16 protein-coding genes are annotated in these 15,198 nt (G+C 37.1%); 1 reads left to right on the plus strand and 15 read right to left on the minus strand.

Translation table 11 applies throughout. From position 1 onward, the window contains the following. Positions 1 to 68: 68 nt before the first annotated feature. The 3 genes from ACJ004_RS13685 to ACJ004_RS13695 form a co-directional block, all read right to left on the minus strand. Positions 69 to 1,061, minus strand: coding sequence for an NAD(P)H-dependent glycerol-3-phosphate dehydrogenase (locus ACJ004_RS13685; protein ID WP_410893926.1), 993 nt, complete (start codon positions 1,059 to 1,061; stop codon positions 69 to 71). A gap of 87 nt (positions 1,062 to 1,148) precedes the next feature. Beyond that, the gene (gene der, locus ACJ004_RS13690; protein WP_410893597.1) at positions 1,149 to 2,459 is read right to left on the minus strand and encodes a ribosome biogenesis GTPase Der; all 1,311 of its coding nucleotides are present in this window, start codon (positions 2,457 to 2,459) and stop codon (positions 1,149 to 1,151) included. 289 nt (positions 2,460 to 2,748) lie between these two features. After that, on the minus strand, positions 2,749 to 3,357 hold the full coding sequence (locus ACJ004_RS13695) for a YphA family membrane protein (protein ID WP_410893598.1): 609 nt from the start codon (positions 3,355 to 3,357) through the stop codon (positions 2,749 to 2,751). A 108-nt stretch (positions 3,358 to 3,465) separates the two neighbouring features. Between ACJ004_RS13695 and ACJ004_RS13700 the strand changes: the two genes are divergently transcribed. Continuing rightward, on the plus strand, positions 3,466 to 3,606 hold the full coding sequence (locus ACJ004_RS13700; protein ID WP_066257239.1) for a YpzI family protein: 141 nt from the start codon (positions 3,466 to 3,468) through the stop codon (positions 3,604 to 3,606). Between the two features lie 31 nt (positions 3,607 to 3,637). On the opposite strand, the gene fni is transcribed toward ACJ004_RS13700, so the two are convergent. The 12 genes from fni to ACJ004_RS13760 form a co-directional block, all read right to left on the minus strand. Next, positions 3,638 to 4,696: a type 2 isopentenyl-diphosphate Delta-isomerase gene (gene fni / locus ACJ004_RS13705; RefSeq protein WP_410893599.1), complete on the minus strand. Its 1,059-nt coding sequence runs from the start codon at positions 4,694 to 4,696 to the stop codon at positions 3,638 to 3,640. An 11-nt stretch (positions 4,697 to 4,707) separates the two neighbouring features. Next, positions 4,708 to 5,847, minus strand: a complete 1,140-nt coding sequence (gene rpsA / locus ACJ004_RS13710; protein WP_410893600.1) for a 30S ribosomal protein S1 — start codon at positions 5,845 to 5,847, stop codon at positions 4,708 to 4,710. A 158-nt stretch (positions 5,848 to 6,005) separates the two neighbouring features. Further along, entirely contained in the window at positions 6,006 to 6,587 is a 582-nt protein-coding gene (locus ACJ004_RS13715; RefSeq protein ID WP_410893601.1) for a lysophospholipid acyltransferase family protein, read from the minus strand. Positions 6,588 to 6,589: 2 nt separating this feature from the next. Further along, a complete protein-coding gene (gene cmk, locus ACJ004_RS13720) occupies positions 6,590 to 7,264 on the minus strand; it encodes a (d)CMP kinase (RefSeq protein WP_410893602.1) in 675 nt (224 codons plus the stop codon). A gap of 153 nt (positions 7,265 to 7,417) precedes the next feature. Further along, positions 7,418 to 7,597 (minus strand): YpfB family protein, encoded by a 180-nt coding sequence (locus tag ACJ004_RS13725; RefSeq protein ID WP_410893603.1) that lies wholly within the window; start codon positions 7,595 to 7,597, stop codon positions 7,418 to 7,420. 77 nt (positions 7,598 to 7,674) lie between these two features. Beyond that, positions 7,675 to 9,024, minus strand: coding sequence for a germination protein YpeB (ypeB, locus tag ACJ004_RS13730; protein WP_410893928.1), 1,350 nt, complete (start codon positions 9,022 to 9,024; stop codon positions 7,675 to 7,677). A 14-nt stretch (positions 9,025 to 9,038) separates the two neighbouring features. Continuing rightward, on the minus strand, positions 9,039 to 9,935 hold the full coding sequence (gene sleB, locus ACJ004_RS13735) for a spore cortex-lytic enzyme (RefSeq protein WP_410893604.1): 897 nt from the start codon (positions 9,933 to 9,935) through the stop codon (positions 9,039 to 9,041). A 92-nt stretch (positions 9,936 to 10,027) separates the two neighbouring features. Beyond that, a complete protein-coding gene (gene prsW / locus ACJ004_RS13740; protein WP_410893606.1) occupies positions 10,028 to 10,717 on the minus strand; it encodes a glutamic-type intramembrane protease PrsW in 690 nt (229 codons plus the stop codon). A 112-nt stretch (positions 10,718 to 10,829) separates the two neighbouring features. After that, entirely contained in the window at positions 10,830 to 11,786 is a 957-nt protein-coding gene (locus ACJ004_RS13745) for an asparaginase (RefSeq protein WP_410893607.1), read from the minus strand. Continuing rightward, complete coding sequence (locus ACJ004_RS13750; RefSeq protein ID WP_410893608.1) at positions 11,786 to 12,766, minus strand: YpdA family putative bacillithiol disulfide reductase; 981 nt, start codon at positions 12,764 to 12,766, stop codon at positions 11,786 to 11,788. Before ACJ004_RS13750 ends, ACJ004_RS13745 begins: the two co-directional genes overlap by 1 nt. Before the next feature lie 121 nt (positions 12,767 to 12,887). Next, positions 12,888 to 14,165: a Glu/Leu/Phe/Val family dehydrogenase gene (locus ACJ004_RS13755; protein ID WP_410893609.1), complete on the minus strand. Its 1,278-nt coding sequence runs from the start codon at positions 14,163 to 14,165 to the stop codon at positions 12,888 to 12,890. 397 nt (positions 14,166 to 14,562) lie between these two features. After that, positions 14,563 to 15,144, minus strand: a complete 582-nt coding sequence (locus tag ACJ004_RS13760) for a genetic competence negative regulator (RefSeq protein WP_410893610.1) — start codon at positions 15,142 to 15,144, stop codon at positions 14,563 to 14,565. Between the last annotated feature and the right edge of the window lie 54 nt (positions 15,145 to 15,198).

Genomic DNA, 15,198 nt, shown 5'->3' on the forward strand with positions numbered 1-15,198 from the left:
ATTTATTAAGAAAAACTTTTCAAAATCATCCGCAAATCCTAGCCCAATTTCCTTCAATATGCAATTTTTTAATCTTCAGTAGTTCGTTCCTCTAAAACATTGACCAAATCTTCCATTTCATGGGTTTTTCCACGGGCCATTAAAACATCTACTGCATCGATTGCGTTCTTCCCATTAAATAAGACATCATACAGGGCAAAAGTAATCGGCATGTTTACATCATACTTTTTTGCTAGCTGATAAGCAGCCTTAGTGGTTCTCACGCCTTCTACTACCATTCCCATGTTGTCCAACACCTCATTAAGGGTTTTCCCTTTCCCTAATAGGTTTCCTGCTCTCCAGTTCCTTGAGTGCACGCTTGTGCATGTAACAATTAAATCACCAATCCCCGCAAGGCCAGAAAAGGTTAATGGGTTGGCACCCATTTTCGTACCGAGTCGTGCTATTTCTGCTAACCCACGTGTCATTAATGCAGCTTTAGCATTATCACCATAGCCAAGACCATCAGTTATACCCGCAGCAAGAGCAATAATATTTTTTAAGGCACCACCAATTTCGACGCCGATGATATCCGAATTTGTATAAACACGAAAATTAGTGTTAATGAATAAATCTTGAATTTTTTCTGCAGCTTCCATATTTTCGGATGTAACTGCTACCGTTGTTGGATGTCTAAGACTTACCTCTTCTGCATGACTTGGCCCGGAAAGTACAACGACATCCTTTAATAAATCCCTTGGCATTTCTTCTTTAATAATTTCTGAGATGCGCATTAACGTATCAGGTTCAATCCCTTTGCTAACGTGTGCAACCGTTAATGGTTCAGCATGTACCGCACGAATTTTACCGATAACTTCCCGGATCGCTTTCGTCGGAACGGCCAATATTAGGGTATCCACTCCCGCTAAGGAATCACTTAATGAGGCATAACCAACAATTAATTCTGAAAGAACAATATCCGGTAGATATTTCTTATTTGTGTGTGTTTCATTAATTTCTTTTACCTGTTCTTCAGCATGGCTCCACAGACGGACTTCATGTCCATTATCTGCAAGTACCATTGCCAAAGCAGTTCCCCAGCTCCCTGCTCCTATAACGGCTATTGCTGTTTTAGTATTATTCAACTTAAATCACACCCACCCTTAACTTTATTTTCTTTCTCTTGCATAAATTTTGATAGGGGTACCCTCAAATCCAAATGCCTCTCTAATTCTGTTCTCTAGGAAGCGCTCGTAGGAAAAGTGCAATAATTCAGGTTCATTTACGAATACAACAAAGGTCGGTGGTTTAACTGCCACTTGCGTTGTGTAATATATTCTTAAGCGTCTACCATTATCAGTTGGTGTTGGATTCATTGCTACCGCATCCATGATAACATCATTAAGTATGCTGGTCTCAACTCTCATTGAGTGGTTTTCACTAGCAATATTGATCATTGGAAGAAGCGTATGAACCCGTTTTTTTGTTTTTGCAGATAAAAAAACAATAGGAGCATAGCTAAGAAATAAGAAATGTTCCCTTATCTTGCGTTCAAGTTCTTTCATGGTCTTTTCATCTTTTTCAACAGCATCCCATTTATTTACCACTATAACAACAGCCCTGCCCGCTTCATGAGCATATCCAGCAATCTTTTTGTCCTGTTCAATGATTCCTTCTTCGGCATTAATTACAACAAGAACAACGTCAGAACGTTCAATTGCCCTTAGTGCACGAAGCACACTATATTTTTCCGTACTCTCATAAACTTTTCCTTTTTTCCTAATTCCTGCTGTATCAATTATGACATATTTTCCCCCATCATATGTATAAGGAGAATCGACAGCGTCGCGAGTAGTACCGGCGATATTGCTGACAATTACACGCTCTTCGCCTAAAATAGCATTGACCAAAGAGGATTTCCCTACATTTGGACGTCCAATTAAGGAAAACTTGATTACATCCTCACCATATTCAACTGACTTGTCTTTTGGAAAATGTTTGGCTGCCTCATCTAATAGGTCGCCTAAGCCTAGGCCATGTGAACCTGAAATTGGAATGGGTTCACCAAATCCTAATGAATAAAAATCATAGATTTGATCACGCATTTCAGGATTATCTATTTTATTAACAGCTAATACAACAGGCTTTTTAGATTTATATAGTATTTTTGCCACTTCTTCATCAGCTGCAGTTACTCCTTCACGTCCGTTTGTTAAGAAGATAATTACATCTGCTTCATCAATGGCGATTTCCGCCTGCTGACGAATTTGTTCCAAAAACGGTTCATCACCGATATCAATTCCACCAGTATCGATAAGATTAAAGTCATGTGTTAACCACTCACCTGAACTATAAATACGGTCTCTTGTCACTCCTGGAATGTCCTCAACAATGGAAATTCGTTCACCGACAATCCGATTAAAAATAGTTGATTTTCCTACGTTGGGCCGTCCTACAATGGCAATAACAGGTTTAACCAATTACAATCGCCATCCTTTCTTTCCTATAATGAAATACGTTTTAGTATGTTAGCATAGAGTGAAAATTACATCAGTGGGGGGCTTACTTCCCGATAATGCGGGATCATTCCCTTTAGTTCTTATTAAGTAAGGCTCTTTTCGTAAACATTGTTACTGCCTTAAGTAAAGAAACCCTTCTGTGATCTAGAAGGGCCTAACTATGTTATTTTATCAATGTTAATCCTTTCCCGCAATGGAAAAGAACGAAAAGTGAATGGTTGCGGTATAAGCTTGACGAAAACGAAACATTTTATGATGATTTTTGCTTTCCTTTTTCGAAAAAATGAAAATGATTTTGGAGTATAGAACCAATATTTTCTAATGCACTCCATCCAGTTAGCAGTAGTGCCGTTAATGAACAAACATCTAAATAGGCAAATGTCCCTATCAAATATGGAAATTCGAATTTATTTAATATAAACGCATATAAAATTTCCCCTTGCATGGCTCCTGCAAAAATGATGAGTAATCTTCCTTTTAATGTTTTTTGCAATAGTATAGCTAAATACCACAACGTTATTCCCATCATCCATTCCTTTTTAAAAATGATCCAAATAGGATCAAAGATCTCAAATAAATGGAAGGTCACGTATGCAATGGATACGGTAAATGAACAAATAAAAAAATAAATTAGTGCTCCACGTTTTTCTTGGCCAATAAATAAATAGCAACTGCCTAACATAAATAGCCCGCTTGCCTGTAATTGAAACACTCCTACTGTAAACTGGACATTAGCTAAAATTAATACTAATAACACGATAGCTGATAGTTTAAGTCGATATGGATTTTGCTTTTCGAGAATAAAGGTTAAGTAAATCCAAAATCCCCAAAAGACCCAATAAAAAATTGCCCCTTCCAACTCATACACCTCCTATTATTATCATTATTGGTAATCTTTATGTAGTTTCATACTTCCCTGAATAATATTTCCTGTGTGAATCATCTTATTAAGAGGAGGTGTGTTTGAATGGGAAAAGACAGACAAGAAAAGAAGTTAAAGGCGAGTAGAAGAGTGGAATCAGATCGTGATCAGGCATTGCACTATCCGGGTGCAACGAAACTCTCAGGCCCTGAAGAAGCAAGAGGATTAAATGACGGGAAAAGATAAGAAAAAAGCTCTCGCGTAATTGCGAGAGCTTTTATTTTATGGAACGTTGGGCAAACAGTTTGGTATCGATGCCGCGTTGATTTAACCAATGATAGGTTTCGCCCGAGATAATTAATGGTGCTTTTTTTAAATCGGAAATGGTTTTAGCTCCTAAAGCAGTCATAATCATCATTAATTCGTCATGAAGGACTTCAATTTCTTTCTGTAAAACCTCTATTCCTTCATTTATAAGAATTTGCAAGAAATAGCCTGCCATGCCGATCGCATTCGCACCAATTGCTAATCCTTTTGCGATATCATGTCCTGACATAAATCCTCCAGAGCCAATGATCGAAAGATTTTTAGAAACAGACGACGCTTCAAAAATAGAAATCCCCGTGGGAATTCCCCATTGATTGAAAAAAGACAATGATTTATCCCTGCGCTTATTTTCAATTTCAGCAAAATTTGTCCCGCCAGAACCTCCTACATCAATTATTTGAACGCCAATCGATAAAAGGTCTTTTACAGTATCCTTCCCCATCCCAAAACCAACTTCCTTTACGATGACAGGAACATTTGTCTCTTTTACGATCGATTCAATCCTTTTGAGCGCTCCAGTAAAATCACGGTCTCCTTCAGGCATGGTTAGTTCTTGGATTACATTTAAATGTATTTGCAGGGCGTCTGCATCAATCATCTCAATCGCACCTTTTGCGTCCTCTGCTGATGCTTCGCTCCCTAAGTTTGCAATAATAACACCAGAGGGATTCTCCTTGCGGACAACCTCGTAGGTGTATTTTTGAGATGAATCCTTTAAAGCAGCCATTTGTGACCCAACTGCCATTGTTAAACCTGTATTTTTGGCAACTACTGCCAACTCTTTATTAATTCGATATGTTTTATCACCACCGCCACCTGTCATGGCATTGATAAAAATAGGCGAACTTAAATAAAGTCCGCCAATTTCATGGTCTAATCCAACATCGGACACACCGATATTCGGTAAACCCTGGTGAATAAATTTTATATCATCGAAAGCTGAAGAACGATTTCGCCTATTTTCAAGGGCAAAACGAATGTGGTCCCATTTTCGTTCAGATCTAGACACTTACATCACCATTATTTTCCTAAATTCTTTAATTTATCGCCAATAACTTCACCAAGCTGAAAGCCTTTTGACTCTTCAGGAAGTTCATAGTCTTGGTTTTCCTCATACTCTTTCTCAAGAAGTTCCTTAATGCTCAATGATAAACGTTGTTCCGATTCATTTGCATCTAGGACTTTGACATCAACTTCTTGTCCCTCTTTTAATACTTCGTGTGGAGTACCAATATGTTTATGGGCAATTTGCGAGATATGAACAAGGCCTTCAACACCTGGGAATACTTCGACAAATGCACCATAAGAGACCAATCTTTTCACTTTACCTTTTAAAATGCTTCCTTTAGGTGCTTTTTCGGAAATATTTGACCAGGGTCCAGGGAGTGTTTCTTTAATCGATAAAGATATTCTCTCATTATCACGGTCAACGCTTAGTACTTTAACTTGAACTTGCTGCCCTTCATGGACTACATCTGATGGTTTATCCACATGATCATACGATAGTTGAGAAATATGAACAAGCCCGTCAATGCCGCCAATATCAACAAAAGCGCCAAAATCAGTAATTCTTTGAACTGTACCATCTATAATTTGCCCTACTTGTACAGCACTTAGACGATTTTGTTTTTGCTTACCTTTTTCTAGTTCTACCACTGCTCGATGAGAGAGGATTAAACGGTTCTTATCTTTATCAAGTTCTACAATTTTAAAAGTAAGAGTACGGCCTTTATAATCACTAAAATCCTCTACAAAATGGGCTTCAACTAATGATGCTGGAACAAATCCACGAACTCCTAAATCGACTACTAATCCGCCTTTTACAACGTCTTTTACTTCTGTATCAATAATTTCTCCGCTTTGGAATTGTTTTTCTAAGTTTTCCCATGCTTTTTCTGCATCAACTTTTCTTTTTGAAAGGATTATTGCTTCTTCCTCAACTTTCAATACTTCTAATTCTAGTTCATCACCATCGGCAACTGCGTCAGATGCCTTTTCAATATGCAGGCTCGAAAGTTCACTGATTGGAATAATTCCATCAAGTTTGCTTCCTTGGATATCGACTAGCACCTGCTTTTCTTCTACTTTAGTAACTTGTCCAGTTACTTTATCCCCAATTTCAAAGCTTTTCACTTCTACTTGATTTAATTCTTCCGACATATGTATTCCTCCTTAATCCATTTACTTCAAAAGTCTATATATGATCTGGTGGATGCCACGCAGCATACAACACATATAAAAAATATAAAAGCAGTGAATTTTCAAAAAAAACTCTTTCCATTAACTTCTTACAAATAGTCTATTTTGTCAAGCAGAACCTATTGATGTTCTTTTTTAAGTTTATCAATTTTTGACATAATTAATTCAGTAACTTGTTCTACTGATGCTTTCTCTTTTCTCAATTCATCCAGATCAATAGGTTGTCCATAGACCACCTTTAACTTTCTAAAACTGCGATATGGACCAATAATTGCGCAAGGGACAACCGATGCTGTTGACCTTAATGCAAAAAAACCTGCTCCAGAAAGCCCTTTTCCAAGTTCGCCAGTTTTACTTCTTGTTCCCTCTGGAAAAAGCCCAAAAACATGACCATCCTTTAGGATCTTCAAGCCTGTTCTAAGTGCTTCACGATCATTAAAGCCCCTTTTCACTGGAAAAGCATTACATTTTCTAACAATATTACCTAAAACAGGTACTGAAAAAATCTCATCTTTTGCCATGTAATGAACAGGACGAGGGGCCATTATTCCTACAATAATGGGATCAAAATTATGGATATGATTCGCACAAAGAAGAACACCACCTTCTTTTGGGAAATGTTCTATCCCGATTGCCTCAATCCTATACAATGGTTTAAATATTCCAGTAACCACTGATTTCGCAAAATCATAAAACGTCACACTTATCCAACCCTTTCGTTCACCAACACCATTATTTTTTCTACAACATCTGGAATTGTTAAAGAGGTTGTATCGATTTCAATTGCATCATCTGCTTTTTTCAATGGTGCTACTTCTCTCTCAGAATCAATTTTATCTCTACGAGCAATTTCTTCTTTCAGTTTTTCTAAGTCAGAAGGGAAGCCCTTTTGGATATTTTCAATATGGCGCCTTTCTGCTCTTTCATCCACACTAGCAAGTAAAAATACCTTAACTTCTGCACCTGGCAATACATGCGTACCAATATCCCTGCCATCCATCACCACTCCGCCTTCTGTGGCAAAAGCTTGTTGTCTTCTGACCATTTCTTGACGGACCTTCTGGTGTTTAGCAACATAAGAAGTCGAATTGGTTACTTCTGCAAAACGAATTTCATTTGTAACATCTCGATCATCTAAGTATACTAACTGACCTTTATCAGATGGCTGCAGTTTGATATCTGTGGATAATAATGTTTCTAATAAAGCCTCTTCATCTTCTAAATTCAGTTGATTTACTATCGCCTTATATGTTAAAGCTCGGTACATTGCACCAGTATCGATATAAATATAAGAAAGGTTTTCTGCTACAATTTTTGCGACTGTACTCTTACCAGCTGCAGCAGGTCCATCAATTGCGATTGATATTTTCTTTTCCATAAATCCTCCTATTTATCATCATGAGTTTCTCAGATGTTTACTACTATTTATTTTACCACAAGATAATGCATTGCCTCTTTTTTTACCATGATAAAATATGAAATTTTTAACGATATATTGGTCAATCAAAAGAAAGCAGGCTGCCCTGCTTTCTCATTCACCCTGAAATGTTTCAAGGATTTCAGTATATGTATTTTCATTTACTCCTTCATATTTTGTCAATTGTTTTACCTGCGGAAAAACATCTAGTTGATGAAAAAATAGTTGTGCAAGAAATAGAAAAATAAATTGGACAATGACAATTTTTATTAAAACACTTTCTACCTTTTTCATGACATCCACTCCACTACTTAATAACCTTATTATTGGAGTTTTTTGTAAAAAATATAAGGAAAAGCAAATGCTTTTCCTTATAACACATCTTCATAAATAGCTTCGGCATTCTTTAGTTTTACAACGTCTTCCTCTACACCACTTTTGGCGTTAATAAAAATCCGATAAGTATCATCATCGATAGTACCAAGGAATTCATAACAAAGTACCTCTTTGTTTAGGTTATTTACAATAATCGCCTGACGGTCTTCCATGACTTTAAAGTTCGGATTTACTTTGGCTCGAGCTTGTTTCACAGAAATAGCTGGTTTTTCGATTGTCCTTGTCTGAAAAGATTTTAAATATTCTTCTGCTGATACTCCAATAATATCGCCATTATCTAGTGCAACCTTTACTTTAATCGATTCAGGATAAATTCTAATACCGTTAATTTTTGAAACGAAATTAAATACACCAATATTGTCATACTGTGTGCTTTCAAATATCTCTAAATCTTTAAAACCCGTTTCTTTTAGAAAAGTTGACGCCTTATTATCAGCATCATTCAAACTAAGAACTTGTTTTTTTACATCACGTTGATTAATAAACCAAATCGGACGTCCGGCTTTTTTAGTAATATCCATACTGCCTTCTTCACCGGTTTTCTGATTTCTTATAGCAACGCTATAAAAACCATAGTCGGAACCTTTACCATTTTCAGTGACTTTCACCTCTGAATTCCCATCAATTTTGATATATTTCTTTGCGATTTGAATTGCCTCTTGTTGGGTAATGGTTTTTCCTTTTATTTTTTTAAAATTTTCATCCTTTTTTTGCATGTTCGTGAAAGTTGGACCCAGATTGGATTCCGTATAGCCGCTTACTGTCTTTTCTACCGCTTTAAATCCATCAATTATAGTATTATCAGTTGATTCCTTTCCAGATGCCAAGGCAAGTTCAACATCCATCCAGCGGAGATTATTTTTTAAAACCATATGCTGGACTTTTCGGAGATCATTCTGAATATCACCAGACTGCTTATAAAGTACCTTTAATGTGTTGTACTCATCTTTTGTCAATGGTTCCTTGTCTAAATCCCTGACAGCTGTACGGTAACTAAAGTTCCCGATTTTAGCCAAGAATTCCTCCGTTTTGTTAAAGGGAAGCAAGGTTAGCGGTAATTGACCCACATCACCATGTGCTTCCGATGTAAGCCTCCAAACTTCTATTAAGGAGGGAGACAAGGACTGTCTTGAATTCATTGCAAGTGTTGTCCCAATCTTATCGTGTAATAAATCTACTTGATAGGTAAGGTCATGAAACGCCCGCTGATAAGTATTTTCTGCATTTAAAAGAACTGCATTTTTCTCCTGATGTTCTTGATAGCCCCAATATGCAGTTCCCACAATACCGATTGCAAGAACTCCAATTAATATTCCTCTGATCAAATCCATTCACCTCTCTACTTGCAAAAAATATGTTTCCCGATTCGTTTGATTTGTGGACGTCCCCAGATCCACCCGCTGGTAGCAGTATCTGGGTTAAAATAATATAATGCCTCTCCAGTTGGGTCCCAACCATTGATTGCATCCAAAACTGCTTTCTTTGCATTTTTATTTGGGGTCAGCCAAATTTGGCCATCAGCCACAGCGGTGAAAGCACCAGGCTCAAATATCACTCCTGCAACTGTGTTAGGGAAGGTGGAGCTATTTACCCTGTTAAGAATGACAGCCGCAACAGCAACTTGGCCCGTATAAGGTTCTCCCCGGGATTCTCCATAAACAGCATTGGCTATCAACTGGATATCATTTTGAGAAAAACCATTTGGTATGTTAGTAGCCGTAGGCTTTTTTGGAGCTGCTTTTTTTTGTGCTGTGTTTTTTGGCGGTACATTTTGTTTTGGTGCTGGCGCTGGTGCTGGTTTTGCTGGCGCATTGTTAGCTGGCGCCTTATTTGCAGGACTTGGGGCACTCTGTTTACTTTGATCAACCCCACCGTAATGTGTAAACTTTTTACCAGAGTTAATTTGCTTTTTTACAAATTGTTCATTGTATTTACTTGCTTTGGCTAATTTTAATTTTGTTGGCCACCCGGCCAACCCGTCAATCGGCAAGGCAAATTCATATTGGAAGTTTCTTAACGCCCAATATGTGCTCCAGCCAAAAACCCCATCAATCTTTCCGTTATAAAAACCTAAATACTGGAGCCTGGATTGAAGCTCAATAACATCATCTCCAACTGCACCTTTTTGAATTACCTGATTGGAGAAAGCCTGCACCTCCTTGCTTTCTGAAAAAGAGGCAGTCACGAACAGAAAGATTAGTATAAACAACTTTATTAGGATCTTTTTCTTCTTCATGGAATTTTAACCCCCATTGTAAATCTTTTTAACAGTAAACCTATTTTTTGTTTAAATGGGTTTTTTATTCCAAACAAATAAAAAACCCTTCTTTATGATTGAAGGGTTTTTTGGACAGAGTATTGTTTTTTCATATGATTAGCACTTAAAATCTTTGCTTTCTTTACTTTTCTTAGCCCAAACCACCAAAGAAAAATCATAAAAGGAAATATAATAATGAGCCAATTTTCTTGTGAGATTAAAATAAAATCGTACGCACCGTGGAGAACAAATGGTAAAAGTAAGGAAAAAATGACCCACTTAGCTTTATTCCCTTCAGTAAACTTCGCCTTTCCAATATAAAAGCCCATAATTACACCAAATAGGGCGTGACTCGAAACAGGTAATAATGCACGTGTAACAGCGTGTTCAATGCCATTCGCTACTAAATAAAAGATATTTTCGACAGTAGCAAAACCAAGTGAAACAGCCACTCCGTAAACAATTCCATCAAAAGGCTCATCAAACTCTACATGCTGATAGACAACATAGAAAAGGATGAACCATTTAAAAAACTCTTCAAACAGGCCAGAGGTAAGAAATGCATTGAAAAGTTCAGATTTAACGATATGCTCTGTTTCAAGGACATGCTGGATAAACATGATTGGAAACACAAGAAGCGCTCCGTACATAAACGTCCGTAGAACGAAGGATATTGGCTCTGAGTCATATTCATCTTTTAAATAAAAATAACTTAGTAAGGCCAGTCCGGGGGCAATTCCGGCTGATAATATTCCCAGCATGATGAACCTCTTTTCAAATCCATTTTCTTAATCGTATCATGTATTCTCTATAAAGAAAATGAAAGATTCATTCCATTTATTAATAGGTGATCCTCTTTTGGCTTATTAAAGCTTAAAATTTAATTTCCTTCAAATTACTTGCAAGGGCAACAGCCAACTTAATTCTTGCTTTTTTAGAGTCGTTGTCACTTCCAAGAATTACTCCCTTATTATAAAGATCATAGGCGCTTCCTTCGTAATCATAGGTTGTATACACGGATCCTTCTTCTGCACTTGTAGTTATAACCAGTTTAATCCCTTGAGCAATAGCTTTTTCAATTTCTGCCATCATTTCAGGGGCAACTTGACCACGTCCCACTCCCTCTAAGACAATTCCAGTAATCCCTGCTTCACGTGCTGCCTTAATAAATTTCCCATCCGCTCCGATATAGCATTTAATGATTTCAACCTGGGGAATCGAAGTTTTCAATTCAAAATATTCTCTTTTAATTGGTTTTTGAAAAACATGAACTTGATCATTATCAATAATGCCAAGATATCCAAACCCAAAGGCATTAAAGCCCTGAATATTAGAAGCATGCTCTTTTTTTACATATCTAGCCGCAAATATCCGTTCGTTAAATACAACAACGGTTCCAGCATCCCTTAAATCATGAGAACATGCACAATAAATAGCATGACGTAAATTAATGTAAACATCGCTTCCTATATCATCAGGAGAGCGCTGTGACCCTGTCACTACCACAGTTCTAGAATCATTAATTGTTAAATCAAGAAAATAAGAGGTTTCCTCCATCGTATCCGTTCCATGTGTGACAACTACACCTGAAACTTCATCATCCTTAAAATAATCTTCTATCTTATTCTTCAATAGTATTAAATCATCAAAGGTGATATGAATACTGGCCTTTTGAAAAACAGATTCAACAACCACTTCGATGTCTTTTGGTAAATTACACATACTTGCCAATTCTTCACCAGTTAACGCGCCTGAAGCTAATTTTCCTGAATCTTTATTTGCCTTGCTTGCAATTGTTCCACCTGTTGTTAATAAAACAACTTTTTTCATTATTTTTCCATCCTTTTCGCATCTTTTTCTATGATTGAGCGAGAGATTGCCTCACCATGAAATCTGCCATTTTCAATGAATATTTCATTTGCGTTATTTCCTGCCGCAATAACACCTGCTATATATATGCCCTCAATATTTGTTTCCATTGTATCTGGATTAAAATATGGTCGTCCAGATTCATCATCTATTTTCACTTCCATATTTTTTAAAAATTGATGGTCGGGATGATATCCAGTCATGGCAAAAACAAAATCATTACTTATTGTTTTTTCCTCATCATCTTTTGTATAAGTAACTTGATTCTCTGTAATTCCTTTAACGCGGGCATTAAATTCCATCAGAATGGTTTCTGTACGAACTAACGACTCAAATTCAGGGAGAATCCATGGTTTAATACTTGGAGAATATTTATCACCACGATATAAAACTGTCACTCTCGCACCTGCTTTTACCAGTTCCAATGCCGCATCAACACTAGAATTTTTTCCGCCAATCACACAAACATCTTTATCGTAAAATGGATGGGCTTCTTTAAAATAGTGAAATACTTTTGGTGAATTTTCACCTGGAACTTGCATATAATTCGGATGATCATAATAACCAGTTGCGATGATAACATAGCGGGCACAATAAGTATTCTTATTGGTATTAACATGAAACAAGTCGCCCCGTTTTGATACTTTAGTCACTTTTTCAAATGAGTTAATACGCAGTTGTTTTCGTCTGGCAACTTCCCGATAATAGACAAGAGCCTGATTTCTTTTAGGCTTATAACTGTCTGTAATAAATGGCACTTCCCCGATTTCTAATTTTTCTGCCGTGCTAAAAAATGTTTGATGAGTGGGATAGTGATAAATCGAATTTACCACATTCCCCTTTTCAATAATTAACGGTTCTTTTCCTTTATCCTTAATAGCGATGGCTGCAGCTAAGCCACAGGGGCCGCCACCAACTATAATAATATCTTCTATTTGCATAATAGATACACTCCTTAAAAAACAATCCACATTGGATGACAAAAAAACTCCTATCGTCTATGATAGGAGTTTTTTCATTATGTTTCAATGGGTAAGAATTATTTTTAAGTTCAGCTCGAAATTAAATCCAACCTCTAAAGCGGCTTGCTTCTGCCATCTTTCTTACCCCAACCATATAAGCAGCAAGACGCATATCTACTCGGCGAGTTTGAGCCGTGTCGTAAATATTACTAAATGATTTTACCATTACTTTTTCAAGCTTTTCTTCCACTTCTTCTTCAGACCAATAGTAACCTTGGTTATTTTGAACCCATTCAAAATAAGAAACAGTTACTCCGCCTGCAGAAGCTAAAACATCCGGTACAAGGAGAATTCCCCGCTCTGTTAAAATCTCAGTTGCCTCAAGAGTCGTTGGACCGTTTGCTGCCTCAACAACAATGCTCGCACGAATATTATGAGCATTTTCTTCAGTAATTTGATTTTCTATCGCGGCCGGCACAAGAATATCACATTCTAGTTCAAGCAATTCCTTATTTGAAATCGTGTTATTAAATAATTTGGTAACTGTTCCAAAACTGTCTCGTCTATCTAATAGATAATCAATATCTAGCCCATTCGGATCATGTAAGGCACCGTATGCATCGGAAATCCCAATAACTTTTGCACCTGCATCATGCATAAATTTAGATAAAAAGCTTCCTGCATTTCCAAAACCTTGGATAACTACTCTAGCACCCTCAATTTGAATACCTTTCTTCTTAGCAGCTTCTTGGATACAGATTGTCACACCTTTTGCGGTTGCTGATTCACGACCATGCGATCCTCCCAGAACAAGCGGTTTACCTGTAATAAAACCTGGTGAATTAAATTCATCAATTCGGCTATATTCATCCATCATCCAAGCCATGATTTGCGAATTGGTAAATACATCAGGAGCTGGAATATCTTTCGTTGGTCCTACAATTTGACTTATAGCTCTAACGTACCCACGGCTTAGTCTTTCAAGCTCTCTAAAGGACATATCTCGAGGGTCACAAACGATACCGCCTTTACCGCCACCATACGGAAGATCAACAATCCCGCATTTTAAGCTCATCCAAATTGAAAGTGCTTTCACTTCCGTTTCTGTTACACCTGGATGAAAACGGATTCCACCCTTTGTTGGCCCCACCGCATCATTATGTTGGGCACGGTAACCTGTAAATATTTTTATGGAACCGTCATCCATTCTAATTGGAATTTTAACTGTCATTAAGCGTAATGGCTCTTTTAAGAGCTCGTATACCTCTTCAGGATAACCTAACTTTTCAAGGGCCTTATGTATAACTGTTTGTGTCGATTTCAACACATCATGCTTTTCCTCTTGATTAGTTTTTTCATTATCTTTTTCGGCTACCATTTGTAATCCTCCCTAAAAAAATGCTACGTATGTTGTCAGCTTTCAGACACAAGTATACACCTTTAATTCATTTATGCAAGAAGAAAAGTATAAAAAAAATCGATTATGTAAACGCTGCCATTGGCATTTTCAAAGGATTTAATAAATGCAATGGCTAAATATTATATCTCCATATCTTTTTTATAAAGGCTATTTTCGCATAGATTGTTGTTTTTCGTATAATTTCATCAACTCGAATAACTATATGCTTCGTGGCATCTTTTCGTAAAAACTTTTGCGAAAATTGCCTTGAAACTTAGTAAATGACCCTTATTAAACTCCAAAATCAACAAAGTTTACGAAAAGAGCCTTTATGAAAGGGCGGTGGCACCCTTTCAACCTATAAAAAAACCATCAATTACTTAAAAAAATGGAGAATGGTTTCCACCGCTTGATTTTCGATGATTCGTTTACCGTACTCAGCTAACACGTACGGGCTTAAAATAGAAGCATTGCCAAATTCGGAAAGAACGCAAGCTGCTCTAATATTTTTTTCAGATTCAAGATTATCCATTAATAAATAGTAACGGTTGTTCCAGGCATATAGACTCCCGCCGTAAATATTGACAGTGGACAGTCTTTTAGCAAGACCTATAATATCTTCGAATTCATCAAATTCATACAAGAGGTCCTCATAACCTTCAACCCTTACCTGCATCTCGATAAATCCATCATAGAGAATTTCTTCATCTTCTATTACTTCATCAACGGTAATGATTAATATCATCCCTTGAGCCTGGAGGGAGAACACCTCTACCGCAACAGAACCTTGAATATCAACATCAAATTCCTCACTTGCCTCTTCCAACATATCATGGAAAAGCTGATTCCATTTAATGGAGTCCTTCCAAATATCTTCTTTGGAGAGTCCCCTGTCAAATAAATCATCAGAGGTTAGAAAAATTTTTATTTTATTGGCTGTTAAGCGTTCTAAGCGCATGATTTTGCCCCCTGCCGTGACATAACTCTTGTTTTCAGTGTATGCCCTAGGGTT

Origin of the sequence: Neobacillus sp. 204 (genome assembly GCF_046562815.1) — a bacterium.
Taxonomy (GTDB): Bacteria; Bacillota; Bacilli; order Bacillales; family Cytobacillaceae; genus Neobacillus.

Coding starts and splice junctions, on each gene's coding strand:
- ACJ004_RS13685 (WP_410893926.1), bottom strand. CDS start 1,061: ATGGTACTTGCAGATAATGGACATGAAGTCCGTCTGTGGAGCCATGCT.
- ACJ004_RS13700 (WP_066257239.1), top strand. CDS start 3,466: ATGGGAAAAGACAGACAAGAAAAGAAGTTAAAGGCGAGTAGAAGAGTG.
- rpsA (WP_410893600.1), bottom strand. CDS start 5,847: ATGTCGGAAGAATTAAATCAAGTAGAAGTGAAAAGCTTTGAAATTGGG.
- cmk (WP_410893602.1), bottom strand. CDS start 7,264: ATGGAAAAGAAAATATCAATCGCAATTGATGGACCTGCTGCAGCTGGT.
- ACJ004_RS13725 (WP_410893603.1), bottom strand. CDS start 7,597: ATGAAAAAGGTAGAAAGTGTTTTAATAAAAATTGTCATTGTCCAATTT.
- sleB (WP_410893604.1), bottom strand. CDS start 9,935: ATGAAGAAGAAAAAGATCCTAATAAAGTTGTTTATACTAATCTTTCTG.
- prsW (WP_410893606.1), bottom strand. CDS start 10,717: ATGCTGGGAATATTATCAGCCGGAATTGCCCCCGGACTGGCCTTACTA.
- ACJ004_RS13745 (WP_410893607.1), bottom strand. CDS start 11,786: ATGAAAAAAGTTGTTTTATTAACAACAGGTGGAACAATTGCAAGCAAG.
- ACJ004_RS13750 (WP_410893608.1), bottom strand. CDS start 12,766: ATGCAAATAGAAGATATTATTATAGTTGGTGGCGGCCCCTGTGGCTTA.
- ACJ004_RS13755 (WP_410893609.1), bottom strand. CDS start 14,165: ATGGTAGCCGAAAAAGATAATGAAAAAACTAATCAAGAGGAAAAGCAT.
- ACJ004_RS13760 (WP_410893610.1), bottom strand. CDS start 15,144: ATGCGCTTAGAACGCTTAACAGCCAATAAAATAAAAATTTTTCTAACC.